This window comes from Paenibacillus sp. GSMTC-2017 (assembly GCF_016019935.1).
In the GTDB taxonomy this organism is placed as follows: Bacteria; Bacillota; Bacilli; order Paenibacillales; family Paenibacillaceae; genus Pristimantibacillus.
The window spans coordinates 487333-504075 of record NZ_JAECMT010000001.1 but is presented as its reverse complement, the minus strand read 5'-3'; the positions used below and the strand labels follow the sequence as shown (position 1 = coordinate 504075).

General features: G+C 41.0%; 18 protein-coding genes. All 18 read left to right on the top strand.

Annotated features, from left to right (window positions below; all coding sequences use genetic code 11):
- The first annotated feature begins 32 nt into the window (after positions 1-32).
- The 18 genes from fliM to I6N90_RS02180 are packed head-to-tail and all read left to right on the top strand — an operon-like array spanning position 33 to position 16739.
- Positions 33-1034 carry a flagellar motor switch protein FliM gene (fliM, locus tag I6N90_RS02265; RefSeq protein WP_197933883.1) on the top strand — a complete coding sequence of 334 codons (1002 nt, stop codon included), beginning with the start codon at positions 33-35 and terminating at the stop codon, positions 1032-1034.
- The gene (gene fliY, locus I6N90_RS02260) at positions 1024-2280 is read left to right on the top strand and encodes a flagellar motor switch phosphatase FliY (RefSeq protein ID WP_197933882.1); all 1257 of its coding nucleotides are present in this window, start codon (positions 1024-1026) and stop codon (positions 2278-2280) included. Before fliM ends, fliY begins: the two co-directional genes overlap by 11 nt.
- A gap of 20 nt (positions 2281-2300) precedes the next feature.
- Positions 2301-2663, top strand: coding sequence for a response regulator (locus I6N90_RS02255; RefSeq protein WP_197933881.1), 363 nt, complete (start codon positions 2301-2303; stop codon positions 2661-2663).
- A 12-nt stretch (positions 2664-2675) separates the two neighbouring features.
- A complete protein-coding gene (locus I6N90_RS02250; protein ID WP_197933880.1) occupies positions 2676-3323 on the top strand; it encodes a flagellar biosynthetic protein FliO in 648 nt (215 codons plus the stop codon).
- Positions 3313-4071: a flagellar type III secretion system pore protein FliP gene (gene fliP, locus I6N90_RS02245; protein WP_197934769.1), complete on the top strand. Its 759-nt coding sequence runs from the start codon at positions 3313-3315 to the stop codon at positions 4069-4071. The genes I6N90_RS02250 and fliP overlap by 11 nt, the downstream gene beginning before the upstream one ends.
- 21 nt (positions 4072-4092) lie before the next feature.
- Positions 4093-4362, top strand: coding sequence for a flagellar biosynthesis protein FliQ (gene fliQ / locus I6N90_RS02240; protein ID WP_197933879.1), 270 nt, complete (start codon positions 4093-4095; stop codon positions 4360-4362).
- Between the two features lie 11 nt (positions 4363-4373).
- A complete protein-coding gene (fliR, locus tag I6N90_RS02235; RefSeq protein WP_197933878.1) occupies positions 4374-5168 on the top strand; it encodes a flagellar biosynthetic protein FliR in 795 nt (264 codons plus the stop codon).
- A gap of 12 nt (positions 5169-5180) precedes the next feature.
- Positions 5181-6278: a flagellar biosynthesis protein FlhB gene (gene flhB / locus I6N90_RS02230; protein ID WP_332262380.1), complete on the top strand. Its 1098-nt coding sequence runs from the start codon at positions 5181-5183 to the stop codon at positions 6276-6278.
- 23 nt (positions 6279-6301) lie between these two features.
- Entirely contained in the window at positions 6302-8332 is a 2031-nt protein-coding gene (flhA, locus tag I6N90_RS02225; RefSeq protein ID WP_197933877.1) for a flagellar biosynthesis protein FlhA, read from the top strand.
- Positions 8329-9546 carry a flagellar biosynthesis protein FlhF gene (gene flhF / locus I6N90_RS02220; protein WP_197933876.1) on the top strand — a complete coding sequence of 406 codons (1218 nt, stop codon included), beginning with the start codon at positions 8329-8331 and terminating at the stop codon, positions 9544-9546. The genes flhA and flhF overlap by 4 nt, the downstream gene beginning before the upstream one ends.
- Positions 9539-10408 (top strand): MinD/ParA family protein, encoded by an 870-nt coding sequence (locus tag I6N90_RS02215; RefSeq protein WP_197933875.1) that lies wholly within the window; start codon positions 9539-9541, stop codon positions 10406-10408. The genes flhF and I6N90_RS02215 overlap by 8 nt, the downstream gene beginning before the upstream one ends.
- A gap of 28 nt (positions 10409-10436) precedes the next feature.
- Positions 10437-11795 (top strand): protein-glutamate methylesterase/protein-glutamine glutaminase, encoded by a 1359-nt coding sequence (locus tag I6N90_RS02210; protein ID WP_197933874.1) that lies wholly within the window; start codon positions 10437-10439, stop codon positions 11793-11795.
- A 37-nt stretch (positions 11796-11832) separates the two neighbouring features.
- The gene (locus I6N90_RS02205; RefSeq protein WP_197933873.1) at positions 11833-13911 is read left to right on the top strand and encodes a chemotaxis protein CheA; all 2079 of its coding nucleotides are present in this window, start codon (positions 11833-11835) and stop codon (positions 13909-13911) included.
- Between the two features lie 13 nt (positions 13912-13924).
- Positions 13925-14386 carry a chemotaxis protein CheW gene (locus I6N90_RS02200; protein WP_197933872.1) on the top strand — a complete coding sequence of 154 codons (462 nt, stop codon included), beginning with the start codon at positions 13925-13927 and terminating at the stop codon, positions 14384-14386.
- A gap of 3 nt (positions 14387-14389) precedes the next feature.
- Positions 14390-15010 (top strand): chemotaxis protein CheC, encoded by a 621-nt coding sequence (locus tag I6N90_RS02195; protein WP_197933871.1) that lies wholly within the window; start codon positions 14390-14392, stop codon positions 15008-15010.
- Complete coding sequence (locus I6N90_RS02190; RefSeq protein ID WP_197933870.1) at positions 15007-15501, top strand: chemotaxis protein CheD; 495 nt, start codon at positions 15007-15009, stop codon at positions 15499-15501. Before I6N90_RS02195 ends, I6N90_RS02190 begins: the two co-directional genes overlap by 4 nt.
- A gap of 1 nt (position 15502) precedes the next feature.
- The gene (locus I6N90_RS02185) at positions 15503-15949 is read left to right on the top strand and encodes a hypothetical protein (protein ID WP_197933869.1); all 447 of its coding nucleotides are present in this window, start codon (positions 15503-15505) and stop codon (positions 15947-15949) included.
- Between the two features lie 4 nt (positions 15950-15953).
- Positions 15954-16739: a FliA/WhiG family RNA polymerase sigma factor gene (locus I6N90_RS02180; RefSeq protein WP_197933868.1), complete on the top strand. Its 786-nt coding sequence runs from the start codon at positions 15954-15956 to the stop codon at positions 16737-16739.
- Positions 16740-16743: the final 4 nt, after the last annotated feature.

Below are 16743 nucleotides of genomic sequence, written 5' to 3'. Positions count from 1 at the left end.
AAAAGCAATTTTCCTCGAAGGAGGTGAGAGAATTGGTTGATGTATTATCGCAGAACGAAATTGACGCCCTGCTCGCAGCATTAGACTCTGGTGAAATGGATGCGGAGGATCTAAAAAAGGAAGAGGTATCGCGTAAGGTAAGTGTGTATGACTTCAAGCGTGCAGTTCGTTTCTCGAAGGATCATATCCGGAGCTTGACTCGCATTCACGAAAACTTCGCGCGATATTTGACAACCTATTTCTCGGCGCAACTTCGGACGTTTGTTCAAATCAATGTCGTTGATGTGGAACAACTACCGTATGATGAGTTTATACGATCAATTCCTAAGATGACTATTTTGAACATTTTTGAAGCTGAACCGTTAGAGGGCCGCATGGTTCTGGAGGTGCATCCGAACGTTGCTTACGCAATGCTGGATCGCATGCTTGGAGGGCAAGGCGTTGCTCCATCGAAAATAAATAATCTTACAGAAATTGAAACGACAGTAATGGAACGTATTTTTGCTAGAACATTTGAAAGTTTGCAAGAAGCATGGAAAACAATTATTGATATTTCGCCTAGACTAGAAGCGCTGGAAACGAATCCGCAGTTTATGCAGATCGTTTCACCTAATGAAACGATAGCGTTAATATCATTCAGCACAAAAATTGGTGATACAACTGGTATGATCAACTTGTGTATCCCGCATGTTGTGCTGGAACCGATTATGCCTAGATTGTCCGTTCATCATTGGTTTGTTTCTCAGAAAAAGGAACGTATTCCTGAAGAGGTTGAAATTCTGGAGCAGCGCGTCAATAAAGCTAGGCTTCCTATCGTTGCCGAGCTAGGTGAAACTACGATTACAATAAGCGAGTTTCTATCGTTGAGCGCCGGCGATGTTCTTACATTAAATAAGCCAGTAGATGAAGGACTGAAAATAAAAGTTGGAGAAAAGCTTAAGTTCATAGGTAGTCCTGGCTCAGTTAGAGACAAGCTTGCGATACAGGTGGACGAGATTGTAACTGAAGGAGCGGAAGAAGATTATGATGAGTAAAGACTATTTGTCACAGGAGGAAATTGATGCATTGCTTCGTCAGTCCTCTAATGAGCCTGATGAAGTTCAACTACCAGCAAATGAAGTTCAGCTTTCTGATTACTTGTCTTCCATTGAACAAGATGCACTAGGGGAAATTGGAAACATTACTTTCGGAAGTGCAGCAACTGCATTATCAACATTGCTTGGTAAAAAGGTTGACATCACTACTCCTCAAGTTACGCTTGTTAGACGCGAAGAACTGGGTGATATTTTCCCTAAACCGCATGTAGCAGTGAGTGTTCAATACGTCGATGGTTTCGAAGGTATTAATTCCCTCGTTATTCGTACAAAAGATGCTCAAATTATTGCGGATTTGATGCTTGGCGGCGAAGGTGATGTGACTTTAGAAGAATTAAATGAAATTCACATCAGTGCTGTTCAAGAAGCAATGAACCAAATGATGGGATCATCTGCTACATCAATGTCGACCATTTTTAATAGATTCGTTAACATTTCTCCTCCGGGAATCGATATTTTAGATGTTAATAACGGTGATGGCTTGGGGCACCTGCCTCCAGTAGACGTCTTTATTAAAATATCTTTCCATTTAACGATTGGTGATTTGATCGATTCTACGATTATGCAATTGCTACCGGTTTCCTTTGCGAAACAAATGGTGTCTACGCTAATGGGTGAAAGCGGGATGGATGAAGTAGCTGCCACGGTTCAACAAGTACCAGCAGTAGCTGAACAGCAAGTAGCTATGCAGCAGACAGCTGCAACTACAATGACGCAACCTCCACAAATGCAGCAACAAATGCAACAACCGATGAATCAGCCGATGAATCAACAGATGCAGCACCAACCACCTATGGGTTATGGTTTCGACCAACAAATGGGATACCAGGGACAAGGGAATTTCTCACAAAATGTAAATCGAAACGTAAATGTTCAACCTGTTCAATTTGCTAATTTTAATAATGCTCCAGAAGTTACAATGGAAGGCACTAATCTCAATTTATTACTCGACATACCGCTAAAGGTCACTGTAGAATTAGGAAGGACCCAGAAGCAAATTAAAGATATTTTAGAGCTTTCGCAAGGATCGATCATTGAACTGGACAAGCTTGCTGGTGAGCCTGTGGACATTCTGGTGAACAATAAACTTATAGCCAAAGGCGAGGTTGTTGTTATAGATGAGAACTTCGGTGTTCGTGTCACAGATATCGTAAGTCAATGGGACCGCATTCAAAAATTACAATAACATCCTAGGAGGAAATGAAGATGGCAAACAGAATTTTGATCGTAGATGACGCTGCATTTATGCGTATGATGATTCGCGATATTTTAACAAAGAATGGATATGAAGTAGTAGGTGAAGCACAAGATGGTGCTCAAGCAATCGAGAAGTACAAAGAACTTAAGCCAGACCTAATTACAATGGATATTACAATGCCTGAAATGGACGGCATTTCTGCACTAAAAGAAATTAAAAAAATCGACGCTAGTGCAAAAGTTATTATGTGTTCCGCTATGGGGCAACAAGCAATGGTTATAGATGCAATCCAAGCAGGTGCTAAAGATTTTATCGTGAAGCCTTTCCAAGCAGATCGTGTTATTGAAGCGATCAAGAAAACACTTGGATAACGGTTGTCTGTGATGATGAAATCTAGATTAGGAATGGCGTTATTAACAGTTATAGGGATTACTGTTATGCCGATTGTTGCCGCTGCTGATTCCAGCGGCAGCGGTATGCTGAATGATGGTAAACCTGCCCCAGTGCCGAGCACGAATCCGGGTGAATTGTTAGGAAATATGGTTTGGGTTATGGTGGCGCTTGCAATCGTCATCTTTCTCATTCTTTATGTGATCAAATGGCTTTCTAAGCGAAATCAGCTCTGGGGAGCGAATCGTTCCATGCGATCGCTTGGTGGTATTTCTTTAGGTCAGAACAGTTCTATGCAAGTTGTAGAAATTGGCGAGCGTATCTACATCGTAGGTGTTGGTCAAACGATAACTTTGTTAGATAAGCTTGAAGATCCTGATGACGTGGCCTCAGTCATTGCATCACTCGAACGTCAAAGTGATAACGGCTGGACAACAAAAGATTTGACTGGCCTTATTCAGAAATGGCGCAATCGAACAACTTCGCATAAAGAATCTGGCAACGAGCAGTGGAATGCTCCTTCATCCTTTCAGCAAATGCTGGACAGTAAGCTAAAAAAGGGCGCAGATCGTAAAGAACAGCTCGAATCTTTGCTGCAAGACCATAATAAGAATGAACGGTTGATGGATGATGAGAAATAAGAAGTGGCTGTCCTTTTTCGCTATTCTGTTGCTGTCCATACTGTTTCATACTCAAGCATTCGCTGAACCAATACCCGATATTTCAATAAACATCGGTGATAATGGTAGTGGGGAGCAGCCAGGGACAAGCGCCTTGTCACTACTCCTATTAATAACAGTGCTAAGTATAGCTCCAGCAATATTGGTGCTAATGACAAGTTTTACACGAATCGTTATTGTTCTTAGTTTTGTAAGAACATCACTTGGAACACAAATGATGCCGCCAAACCAAGTATTAATTGGTCTCGCTTTATTTCTTACCTTGTTTATAATGGCACCGACATTTGGACAAGTAAATGAAGTTGCTCTACAGCCCTATATAAAGGGTGAGTTAACACAAACGGAAGCGCTTGAAAAAGCTGCAGTCCCAATGAAAAAGTTTATGTTTTCCCATACAAGGGAAAAAGATCTATTACTTTTTATGAACTATACGAAAACGGAAAAACCATCATCTTATGAAGAAATACCGCTGACCGTACTTGTTCCGGCCTACGCGATAAGTGAACTTAAGACAGCATTCCAAATGGGTTTTATGATTTTCATTCCGTTTTTGGTTATTGACATGATAGTGTCCAGCACATTAATGGCGATGGGGATGATGATGTTACCGCCGATCATGATTTCATTACCGTTTAAGTTGCTTCTATTCGTGTTAGTTGATGGATGGTATTTAATCGTAAAGTCATTGCTGCTGAGTTTCAGCACTTGATGAAGGTAGGAGGAAACGGGGATGAGTGCTGATTTTGTCATCGGATTAGCCGGCGAAGCTATCTATGTTGTATTAAAGGCTAGTGCTCCGATGCTCGTTCTTGCTCTGATAGTTGGCTTAATTATTAGTGTGTTTCAAGCAACAACACAGATTCAGGAGCAGACGCTTGCTTTTGTTCCGAAGATTGTAGCTGTATTTCTATCTATTATCGTTTTTGGTCCTTGGATTCTTAATACGGTTGTTGACTTCACTTACAATCTACTGAACAATCTTCACAATTACATCGGTTAGGTAGTGAATTGATGGATGCAATCGTACAGGGTTTCCCTATTTTTTTGCTTATCTTTTGTCGAATAACTGCGTTTTTCGTCGTAGCACCTGTTTTTTCGTCGCGAGGTGTGCCGAGTACGTTCAAGATTGGACTTGGCTTTTTTATCTCTTTTATCGTCTTTCTCACATATGGAATTGGCGAGACGGTAGTCACAGACGCTGGGTATGTACTCGTCATTTTAAGAGAAATCATGATCGGACTGACAATGGGCTATGTTTGTTACTTGTTCTTTTCAGTTGTACAGACGGCAGGTTCGTTAATGGATCTCCAAGTCGGATTCGCAATGGCCAATGTAGTTGATCCCCATACGGGAGCTTCGGCTCCGCTCTTAGGGAATTTCAAATACATGCTTATGCTCGTTACGTTTCTGATGATGAACGGTCATCATTATATGTTGACTGGTTTGATGGATAGTTATCAATGGATGCCATTATCAAATGAATTTTATAGCCGAATTATGAGCGGTGGAGTATCTGATTTTCTAACAAGAACAGTAAGTAATACGTTTCTACTAGCGTTACAAGTTTCTGCACCGTTAGTTGTAGCGATGTTTTTAACTGACCTCGGGTTAGGCTTTCTTACGAAATCAGCGCCACAATTTAACGTGTTTGTTATCGGTATACCGCTCAAAATTATTATTGGTCTATTTTTGCTCGTTCTACTTATGCCTGGATTGGCAATGTTGTTTGATAAACTGTTTTCTATTATGTTTCAGTCCTTGGAGCAGTTGTTTGGTGTCGTACAGGGACCGCCAGAAGGGCAATAGGAGGCTGTTTTCGTGCGTACGTATCGCTTTGAACTAGATTTGCAGATGTTTAACCAGGAGAAGACAGAAAAAGCGACTCCTAAAAAACGAGATGATTCCAGAAAGAAGGGGCAGGTCGCAAAATCACAAGATTTGCCTGGTGCAATCATTTTGTTATTCGTATTTGCCTCTTTTAGTATGTTAGGTGATTTTTATAAGGAACGTATCAACGGATTATTTTACGGTTTGTTTCAAGATTGGCTCACGATGGAGCTTACATCTGCCAATATACTCGTTTTATTTTATCATCTTACAAAAGAACTGTTAATTATACTTCTACCTATTTTCGCAATCGTTATGATTATTGGTGTCGTAGGAAATGTCATTCAATTCGGATTTTTAATGACTGGCGAACCCCTTAAGATGCAATTAAAAAAACTGAATCCGATTGAAGGATTTAAACGAATTTTTTCAATGAAAAGTTTAGCTGAATTTTTTAAAAGTATTTTGAAAGTTACAATCATCGCAGTTCTCGTCTACTTTGCACTAATTCGTGAATGGAACACGTTGCTTGCACTTTCATCTATGCCGATAAATGATATATTTTCTTTTACAGCAGGTTTAACGGTAAGTCTAGGAATTGAAATTGGTGCAGTTCTTACGGTTCTTGCATTTCTAGATTTTCTCTATCAGAAATACGAGCACGAGAAGAGCATTAAGATGTCTAAGCAGGATATAAAGGATGAGTACAAAAAATCAGAAGGTGATCCCCTCATCAAAGGTCGTATCCGTGAACGTCAACGGAAAATGGCATTGCAACGGATGATGCAAGATGTACCTAAAGCTGATGTAGTCATTACGAATCCGACACACTTTGCAATTGCGCTTAAATATGATTCCACTAAGATGGAAGCACCGACTATTCTTGCTAAAGGAATGGATCATGTAGCTCTACGAATTAGAGAAATTGCAAAAGAAAATGGTGTCTTAACGATGGAAAACAAGCCGCTAGCCAGAGCGTTATACGAACGAGCTGAGATCGGAGATGTTATACCGGGAGACTTGTTCCAAGCTGTGGCGGAAGTATTGGCTCAAGTATATAAAATGAAAGGGCGCAAGAAGAGGTCCTAAATTGCACGGGAGGAGGTAGCATCATGAAAGCTAAGGATTTATTCATCATATTGGGTGTCATCGGAATTGTACTCATGATGATTATCCCGATCCCGATTCTACTTATCGATATTTTACTTATACTTAATATCTCTATCGCACTTATGATTTTGCTAGTTGCGATGAATACGAGAGAAGCATTGGACTTTTCAATCTTCCCTACACTACTACTTGTAACTACCTTATTCCGACTTGCACTTAGTGTATCAACGACAAGAGCAATCTTGCAACATGCTGAAGCCGGTGAAGTTGTTGCTACCTTTGGTAGTTGGGTTGGCGGTGGTAATGTTGCGATAGGCTTTATCGTATTCCTAATCCTCGTTGTCGTTCAGTTCATCGTTATTACGAAAGGTTCCGAGAGGGTTGCTGAAGTAGCAGCGAGATTTACGCTTGATGCTATGCCGGGTAAACAAATGAGTATTGATGCTGACCTTAACTCGGGTCTTATTAATGAGAAGCAAGCACGTGAGCGTCGTTCCAAAATTGAACGTGAAGCTGACTTCTATGGTTCGATGGATGGTGCCAGTAAGTTTGTAAAAGGTGATGCGATTGCAACGATTATCATCATGATCATAAACTTAATCGGTGGATTTGTCGTCGGTATGGCGATGCATGGAATGGAATTTGGAGAATCACTAGAGACATTTTCAATATTAACAATCGGTGACGGGTTGGTCGCACAAATTCCAGCATTGCTCATCTCTACTGCTGCTGGATTGATCGTAACGAGAGCAGCATCTGATGGCAATTTATCAGAAGATATCACATCACAACTTTTCAGATATCCGAAAATGCTTTATGTTTGCGCAGGTACAATATTTGTGCTTGGATTTACTCCAATTGGTCCGTTAGCCACTTGGCCATTTGCAGTCATTATGACGGTAGGTGCTTGGAGCATGCAGAAGAAACTTGTGAAACAACAAGAACAAGATGAACTGCTCGTTGAGGAGCAACAGATCGAAGAAGTTCGCAGCCCAGAGAGTGTAATAAGTTTACTTCAAGTAGACCCAATCGAATTCGAGTTTGGATATGGACTAATACCACTTGCAGACACACAGCAGGGTGGCGATTTACTCGATCGGATCATAATGATCAGGAGGCAGTGTGCACTTGAACTTGGTCTAGTCGTACCGGTCATCAGGATTCGAGATAATATTCAACTTAAACCTAACGAATACGTCATTAAGATAAAAGGAAATACAGTCGCACGAGGAGATCTGTTGCTTAATCATTACTTAGCAATGAGCCCGGGTTTCGAAGATGATTCAGTTATCGGAATCGAAACAACAGAACCAGCGTTTGGATTACCAGCGATTTGGGTTGATGAAGCGATGAAAGAAAGAGCAGAATTATCTGGTTACACAGTAGTTGATCCGCCTTCTGTCGTTGCTACACATTTGACCGAAATTATTAAACGTCACGCACATGAATTAATTGGACGACAAGAAGCTAAGATGTTAGTTGAAAATGTGAAGGAATCTTTCCCGGCACTAGTGGACGAGTTAATACCATCCATTTTAACAGTTGGCGATGTCCAGAAAGTACTTGCGAAGTTATTGAAGGAAAAAGTGTCTATCCGAGATCTAGTTACGATTTTCGAATCGCTTGCGGATAATGGTAATTACACAAAGGATCCTGATGTTTTGACCGAATATGTAAGGCAATCTCTATCACGTCAAATTACTCAGCAGTTTACACCAAATGGAGATACACTTCGAGTCATTACTGTAGGGCCACAACTTGAGAAGAAAATTGCAGAATCTGTTCAACAGACGGAACAAGGAAGCTATATTGCTCTTGATCCAGTATCGACTCAACAAATTTACCAAAAACTTAACGAGCAAGTGAGTAGACAAATACAATCGGGACAACAGCCAATTGTATTGACCTCTCCAACGATACGTATGTATTTGCGACAAATAATCGAAAGAACGATGCAAGATGTACCTGTATTGTCTTACAGTGAACTTGAGCCGAATATCGAAGTACAAAGCGTCGGGGTGGTGAATTTATGAGAGTAAAACGTTACGTTGTAAACGCACTGCCAGAAGCTGTCTCAATGATACGGACAGATCTTGGCAAAGACGCCGTAATACTTGATTCGAAAGAAATTCGAGTCGGAGGCTTTATGGGGATGTTCGGCAAAAAGAAGATGGAAGTTATAGCAGCAGTTGAAACCGGTGCTCAGAAAAATGCTGAGACACAGCAGCGCAAACCGAGCCCGGAAGTAAATGCAGTCGTTGAGCAGATATTACAGACAGCTCAGCGTTCAAATACTGCCGTTATGGAGCCACCTCAATTACCGACAGTTCCCATTATTGAAAAGCCTTCAGATAAACGAATCGAGCGGGAACAGTTCATCATCGATGAAATACGTGATCTTCGGGAATATATGGTTAAGTTGACGAAACAGCAATCGGATCATAATACTTTATCGGAACCTCTACTAGCACTGAAAGACCGATTAATTCTACAAGAGATGGAACATGAGCTGGTAGATAAGTTAATTGATACACTTTTGGAAGAACAGAAGCAATCTGAGCGGATTTTTGATAACAAAGAAGTTTGGCTAAATGCCACTCGTATTATTGAAGGTTGGCTAGAACCATACAGCAAGGCTCAACTTAATACAGAAGTCCGCGTTTTACATTTTGTAGGACCAACTGGAGTCGGAAAAACAACAACAATTGCAAAGCTTGCAGCTGAGCAAACGATTAAGTTAGGCAAAAAGGTTGGCTTCATTACATCTGATACTTATCGAATTGCGGCAGTTGACCAACTAAGAACATACGCGAATATTTTGAATGTACCGCTCGAAGTTGTTTTTTCACCAATGGATTTGCCCAAAGCCCACAAACAGCTTGAGAGTCGGGATCTCATTTTGATGGATACTGCGGGACGCAACTTTAGAAGCGAACTTCATGTTTCTGAAGTAAATAGTCTCTTGCAAACGAAAGAACCTAGCGAAACGATTCTAGTACTCAGTCTTACTGGAAAAACAACAGATATGGCGATTGTTGCAGAGCGGTTCAGTAAATTCGGAATTAATAAAGTGTTATTCACAAAGCTAGATGAAACAATCGTATATGGAGCAATCCTTAACTTAATTCTGAAATATGAGTTGTATCCGACACATATGGCAAGTGGTCAAACCGTACCGGATGATATTGAACCATTCCAAGCGAAAAAATATGTACAAATGTTATTAGGAGCAAGTGAATATGAATGATCAGGCAGAAGCATTACGAAATTTAGTCAAGCAGCAGGAGCTTCGCCTAGAACGAAAAGAAACAAGAGTAATTACAGTAACGAGCGGTAAAGGTGGCGTTGGGAAGTCTAACTTTAGTTTAAACTTCGCTTTGTCTCTTCAAAGGTTAGGAAAAAAAGTGCTCGTATTCGATGCAGATATCGGTATGGCGAATATTGATGTACTGATGGGGAGAACGTCAACCTATAGTCTTTATCACCTTTTAAAGCAGGAGAAAACGATTTGGGACATCGTACAAAATGGACCAGAAGGCCTTCATTATATAGCTGGAGGTTCGGGGTTTAGAGACTTGCTTGAGTTGTCTGAGGAGCAGTTGAACCGGTTCGCTGTTGAGATTGAAAAGCTTCATGGTGAATATGACATTATTTTGTTTGATACTGGCGCAGGGTTGTCCAAAGAAACGGTTAAGTTTATAACTGCAGCACAAGAAACAATAGTCGTTACGACACCAGAACCGACATCAATAACAGATGCTTATGCTCTTATCAAAATGGTAAAAAGTATGGATATGAATGTCATATTCAAATTGATAGTAAATCGTGCAACTGATGAGCGAGAAGGTAGGGAGACTGCTGATAAGATCAGTCTAGTAGCAAGTCGTTTTCTTCAATCAGAGCTTCCTTCACTTGGCATCGTACCGGATGATTCAAACGTTTCTAAAGCTGTGAAGCGACAAGTGCCTTTCATGATCGCTTTCCCAGATACAGAAGCGGCTAAAGCAGTTAGCCATATCGCTATGCAGTTTCTGGAGATTCCACAACCGATATCTGATAGTGGAGGCGTCAAAGGATTTTTGACAAAATTGTTCAGACTCACAAGATAATCCTTTGAAAATGAGAGGGGGGATACGATTGGCTCCTTATCGCGTATTAGTCGTTGATGATTCCGCATTTATGCGGAAAATTATAAGTGATCTCATCGTGCAGGACGATCGATTCCACATAGTAGCTACAGCTGTAAATGGAATGGAAGCTGTGGCTGCGGCAGCGGAGTATAAACCAGATGTCATCACGATGGATCTTGAAATGCCTGTAATGAATGGGATAGAGGCACTTCAGCTCATTATGAAGTCTAATCCGACACCTATTATTATGTTATCAGGTATAAGCGAAGATAACACTCGAGATACGATTAAAGCGCTGCAATTTGGCGCGTTCGACTTTATTCACAAGCCAACTAGCGCTATATCAACTGACATTCATCAGGTTGGTGAACAATTGCTTGAGAAGATGAAAGTTGCTGTATACACAAAACGAAATAAATCAGTTCAATCGATAGATAAGTTGAAACAAGAGGTTAGTCCTCCTAAATCAGAAATGCAGGTACGGGAAATTGACCAAAAACAGCAAGCAACAAAACAGCCATCTCCAAAACCTGCTAATGCAGGGCGGCCTGCATCATTACCGTTACATAATTTGCACAAAGCAGCCGATGTAGAAGTAAGCCCAGATACAAAATCGAGAATCGATTCCAACCCTGCTTCAATTGCTAACAAAAAAACGGTAGTAGAGAAAAAGGTAGAGAAAAAGGTAGAGAAAAAGGTAGAGAAACAGGAGAGTAAGCTTATAGAGTTCCAAACTGCTCTCCCCAAAAATGAGCCTGTTTTATCACGTAAGGAGAAAGGATCATTTAAGAACATTATCGTAATTGGAACTTCAACAGGTGGGCCGCGAGCGCTACATGAAGTTATAACTGCACTTCCTGATTCATTGCAAGCACCAGTTCTCGTCGTTCAGCATATGCCGCCTAGATTCACCAAATCGTTGGCCCAGCGTTTGGACAGCTTTAGCGCTCTACAAGTAGTTGAGGCAGAACAAGGGATGAGAGTAAGCGCTGGTGTCGTCTATATTGCACCTGGTGGGTTCCATATGGAACTTACAAAAGACGTAACGGGTTATGCCATTCGATTAACGGATCAACCACAACGAAATGGCCACCGTCCTTCAGTAGATGTTTTGTTCGAATCAGTTGTACCGTTTAAGGAATTGGAACGCCATGCGGTCATCATGACAGGTATGGGCAGTGACGGTGCTAAAGGCATGAAGATGCTCGCTGATAATGGTGCAGCTTCAACGATAGCAGAGTCAGAAGAAACATGTATCGTATATGGTATGCCGCGTGCTGCTGTAGAAACACATTGTGTACAGACGGTTCTTCCCCTACAGCAAATCGCATCAAAACTTGTAAAAGCAGTATTAGATAAAAGTTAGGTTGTGCTCGATCATACTAACAGGAGGTGCTAGAAAAATGGATATGAACGCATATTTGTCCATGTTTATAGACGAATCAAATGATCATCTTCAATCCTTGAACGAAAACCTGCTTCGATTAGAAAGCGATCCTGAGGATCTAAGTATCGTACAATCAATTTTTCGATCCGCTCATACGCTTAAAGGAATGTCAGCTACGATGGGTTACGAGGATCTAGCTTCGCTAACGCATGAGATGGAGAATGTGCTTGATTTGGTCCGTAACAGTAAGCTTAAGATGGATAGTTTTATCTTTGATACCCTCTTTAAAGGTCTAGATGCACTTGAAGCGATGGTGCAGGATATCGTAAACGGCGGAACTGGTAAAGCAGATGTTACATCTATCGTTGCTTCTCTTCAAAAAATATTGAAGAGTGATTATAAAAGTGATGAAGCTTCAGGTGCTTCAACAGAAACGTCAATTGCTGCTCCGAGTGGAGGAGCAGGATCATCTAATTCAGTGTTGCTTGATCAATTCCAAGCGTCTATCATGTTGCAATCGATGGAAGGTGGTCATCAGCCATTTTTTATCCAAGTAACAGTTGACGAAAATTGTGTGCTAAAAGCTGTTCGTGCCTATATGGTATTCGATTTGCTAGAACGTAACGGTGAAGTCGTCAAAGCTGAGCCAACCGTTCAAGATTTAGAGCAAGAAAAGTTTGATAGAACTTTCTCGGTATTTACTATTTCTACATTAAGTGAACAACAATTAAAGGATCAAATTTTAAATATTTCAGAGATACATTCCGTTCAAGTAACGCCACTTGATGCTGAGTCATTAGAATCTTTAACGATTGCTCCAGCTGCAGCAACTGTTGAAGCGCCAGAGAAAATAGTTGAAACATCTAAAGTGGCTGTGACTGGGGCAAAGGAACAGAGCGAAAGTGTCAAAAAGCCTGCGCAAGCAGCAGCTCAAGGAGCTGGGGTAGCAAAAACCATTCGTGTCGATATTGAACGTTTGGATACCCTTATGAACCTATTCAGTGAGCTGTTGATCGATAGAGTAAGGTTGGAACAACTCGCTAGTGAAATAAAGAGAGTTGATCTAACTGAAACCGTAGAGCATATGTCGAGAGTAAGCTCCGACTTGCAAAATATCGTGTTGAAATTACGAATGGTCCCAGTGGATTCGGTGTTCAATCGATTCCCTCGTATGATACGAGATTTAGCGAAAACATTAGACAAAAAGATCGAACTCGATATTATTGGTGCAGATACAGAACTTGACCGCACTGTAATTGACGAGATAGGAGATCCTCTCGTCCATTTGCTCCGCAACTCAGTTGATCATGGTATTGAATCGGTCCAGGAACGACTAGCAGCAGGCAAACCAGAAACAGGAACAATCTATCTTCGTGCTTACCATAGTGGTAATCATGTATTTATAGAAGTCGAAGAAGATGGTCGCGGAATTAATCATGAACGAGTGCTCAATACAGCAATCAAAAATGGAGTAATTACGGAAGAAGAAAGCAAGAAACTTTCTGACGACGAAATCAACATGCTTATATTTGCACCAGGGTTCAGTACAGCGGATAAAATTTCTGATATATCTGGCCGAGGTGTAGGATTAGATGTTGTAAAAACGAAAATTACTTCGCTTGGCGGAAATGTTACTATAAGTTCCGCTCTAGGAAAAGGAACGAAATTTTCAGTACAGCTGCCACTTACACTTTCAATCATATCAGCCATGCTAATTAAATTAGGTGATGAGAAATATGCGATACCATTGTCTTCAATAGTGGAGACGGGAATTATTCAAAGATCTAGTATTTTGAATGTTCATGGTAATCAAATGATAGAGTTCCGTAAATCTATTATTCCTGTCATTTCTTTGAGCCAAGTGCTCGAATCAACTAGCTTTGACGAATCGAATGAGCAAGAAACAGAAATTATTGTTATTCGCAAAGGTGAAAAATGGGCAGCTATTATGGTAGATGAGTTCATTGGTCAAAGTGAAATTGTACTTAAATCATTGGGTAACTATTTAACGAATATCCATGCCATTTCTGGAGCTACCATTCTTGGTGATGGTTACGTAGCACTTATTATTGATCCGAACGCACTTATCAAATAAGGAGGTTTTTTCAATGGGAGAAGAACTTAAAGTTATCGTATTCGCGCTAGGTAGCGAGGAGTACGGAATTGAAGTTGATAAAGTCCGCACAATTGAAAGATTGTCACCAATTACTCGAGTACCGAAAACAGCTGCCTTCATTAAAGGGGTAATTAATCTACGTGGTATCGTAGTACCGATAATTGATCTAAGAGGGCGCTTTAATTTAACTGAGACTGCTTTAACAGATAACACACGTATTATTGTTGTAGCAGTAGCTGATCTTGAAGTAGGATTTATCGTTGATTCCGCTAATGACGTCATTGACATTGATACGGAAACGATAGATTCACCTCCAGAAATAGTAGGTGGAATTAAAGCGAAATATTTGCGTGGCATTGCTAAGCTTGGGGAAGGACGTTTGCTCATTATGCTTAACTTGTCTGAAGTTCTAAATAAAAACGAAATAATCCAACTTGAGCAACTAGAGGTATAGTCTGTGACATTATTTGAATCTTTCGAAGCCTTTGAGCTAGATGTGCTTAAGGAAGTCGGCAATATTGGTGCAGGTAACGCAGCAACGGCATTGTCAAAATTATTGGACAAGCCCGTAGATATGGCAGTGCCAAGAGTTAGCTTAGTCCCATTCGAAGAAGTAGCTGAGCGAGTTGGTGGAGCAGAACAAATCGTATTAGCGGTTTTTCTGAGAGTTGAAGGGGAAGCACCCGGTAATATGTTCTTTATTATCGAAGAAGCATCCGCAAAGCGTATGTTGAAACAATTGCTTGCAATGAATCACCAGGATGATGATGGATATTCTGAAATGGAATTGTCCGCACTCTGTGAGATTGGAAACATTCTTGCCGGCTCCTATCTTTCTTCTCTAGCTGACTTTACAAGGTTGTCAATGGTACCTTCAGTTCCGGCCATTGCACATGATATGGCTGGGGCGATATTGAGCTATGGCCTCATGCAATATGGAGAAATGGGAGACTCCGCTTTGCTTATTGAGACGACGTTTCTAGAAGATCGCCAATCTCTGGATGGACATTTTTTCCTTATACCTGATCCTGAATCTTTCAACAAAATTTTCAAGTCATTGGGAGTCGGTAAGGGATGATTGGGCAAACGTTAGTGAAGGTTGGTATGGCTGATCTTAACATCGCAATAGATGGAGCTATTTTGAAAACAACGGGTTTAGGTTCATGTGTGGGTCTTACTCTTTATGATCCAAAGAGCAAAGTTGCCGGTATGGCGCATGTCATGTTGCCATCATCTGACATTGCTCGTGAATCACAGTTCAACGTTGCAAAGTATGCGGATACAGCTATCCCTGAACTTCTAGAGCGAATGAAAGCAGTAGGAGCTAGACTTGAGCGAATGGAAGCGAAAATGGCTGGAGGAGCTCAAATGTTTGCTTTTTCGGGACAATCTGATTCACTTCGAATTGGCCCTCGTAACGTAGAGTCATGTATTGCAATGATGAACCAGTACAAAATTCCGATTTTGTCACAGGACACTGGTGGCAACTACGGCAGAACGGTTGAGTTTGAAAGTAACAATGGCATTCTTCATATAAGAAGCGTGCAGTTTGGAACAAAGGAGATTTAAGATGCTGGGAACATGGCGATGGAATGTAGCATTCGGAATATTGGGTGTGGGACTAACGGTCTTATTCTCGATCGGCAACAATCCGTTGTCAGTCATTTTACTTAGAAGTTTATATGCATGTATAGCATTTTTTGTTCTCGGTTACCTAGTTCGCGCTCTTCTTGCATTTATATTGCGTCCTCCTGCCATTGTTGGCGAACCGTTTCATGAGCAAGAAGAAAAGGGTGGACAATTGGATCTAACGACCCCTGATGAGAGCGATGATTTAAACGACCTGCTTAAAGGACAACTGCAAAGTGGAGCGCAAGGTACCGATCGCGAAGAAATGGCTAATTCGGATGAAAGCGATCAGAGCTTCCGTCCGTTAACACCACCACAATTTGTATCAACTAACAACAAGCAACCAGAGGATTTAGCGAAAGCAATCCGTCAGCTGACAGGAGAGTGAGTCAATGACTGAGCTAAAGACGCCTCATTTGACTAACATCCAGATGTGGCAAGCATGGAAAGAACATGGTGATCTTGAAGCAAAAAAGGGGCTAATAGAAAATTATTTGCCTCTTGTAGATTATGTGACCAATCGTATGGCTATTGGTCTGCCAAAAAACGTAATAAAAGATGATCTCGCAAGCAACGGTGTGATGGGACTTATTGATGCCATCGAGAAGTTTGATTATTTGCGAGGTCTTCAGTTTGAAACATACGCTTCATGGCGGATTCGCGGTTCAATAATCGATGGGTTGAGGCAGGGAGATTGGGTCCCTCGATCCGTCCGTGAAAAAGCGAAGCGGGTTGAAGATGCCTATCAACATTTGGAACAGCAGTTTATGCGCTCGGTAACAGATGCAGAAGTCAGCAATTATTTACAATTGACAGAAAAAGAATTTACAACGATGCTTCAAGACATATCAATTGCAACGATATGTTCTCTAGATGATCCTATCCGCGAAGAGGAATCGGAAACTAGAATGTCTTTGTTAGTGGATGATAAAGCTAAAAATCCGGATCATAAAGTGCATGAATTTTATTTGAAAGAATCATTAGTTAGCGGTATAGAACGTCTAACGGAAAAAGAAAGAACGGTTGTATCACTATTCTACTATGAGGAACTTTCGCTTAGCGAAATTGCGGAAGTGATGTCACTTTCACCATCGAGAATATCCCAGCTCCATTCCAAAGCCATATTAAGGTTGCGGGGAGCATTGGCTAAACATAAAGATCAACTTATGCAACATTAGAAAG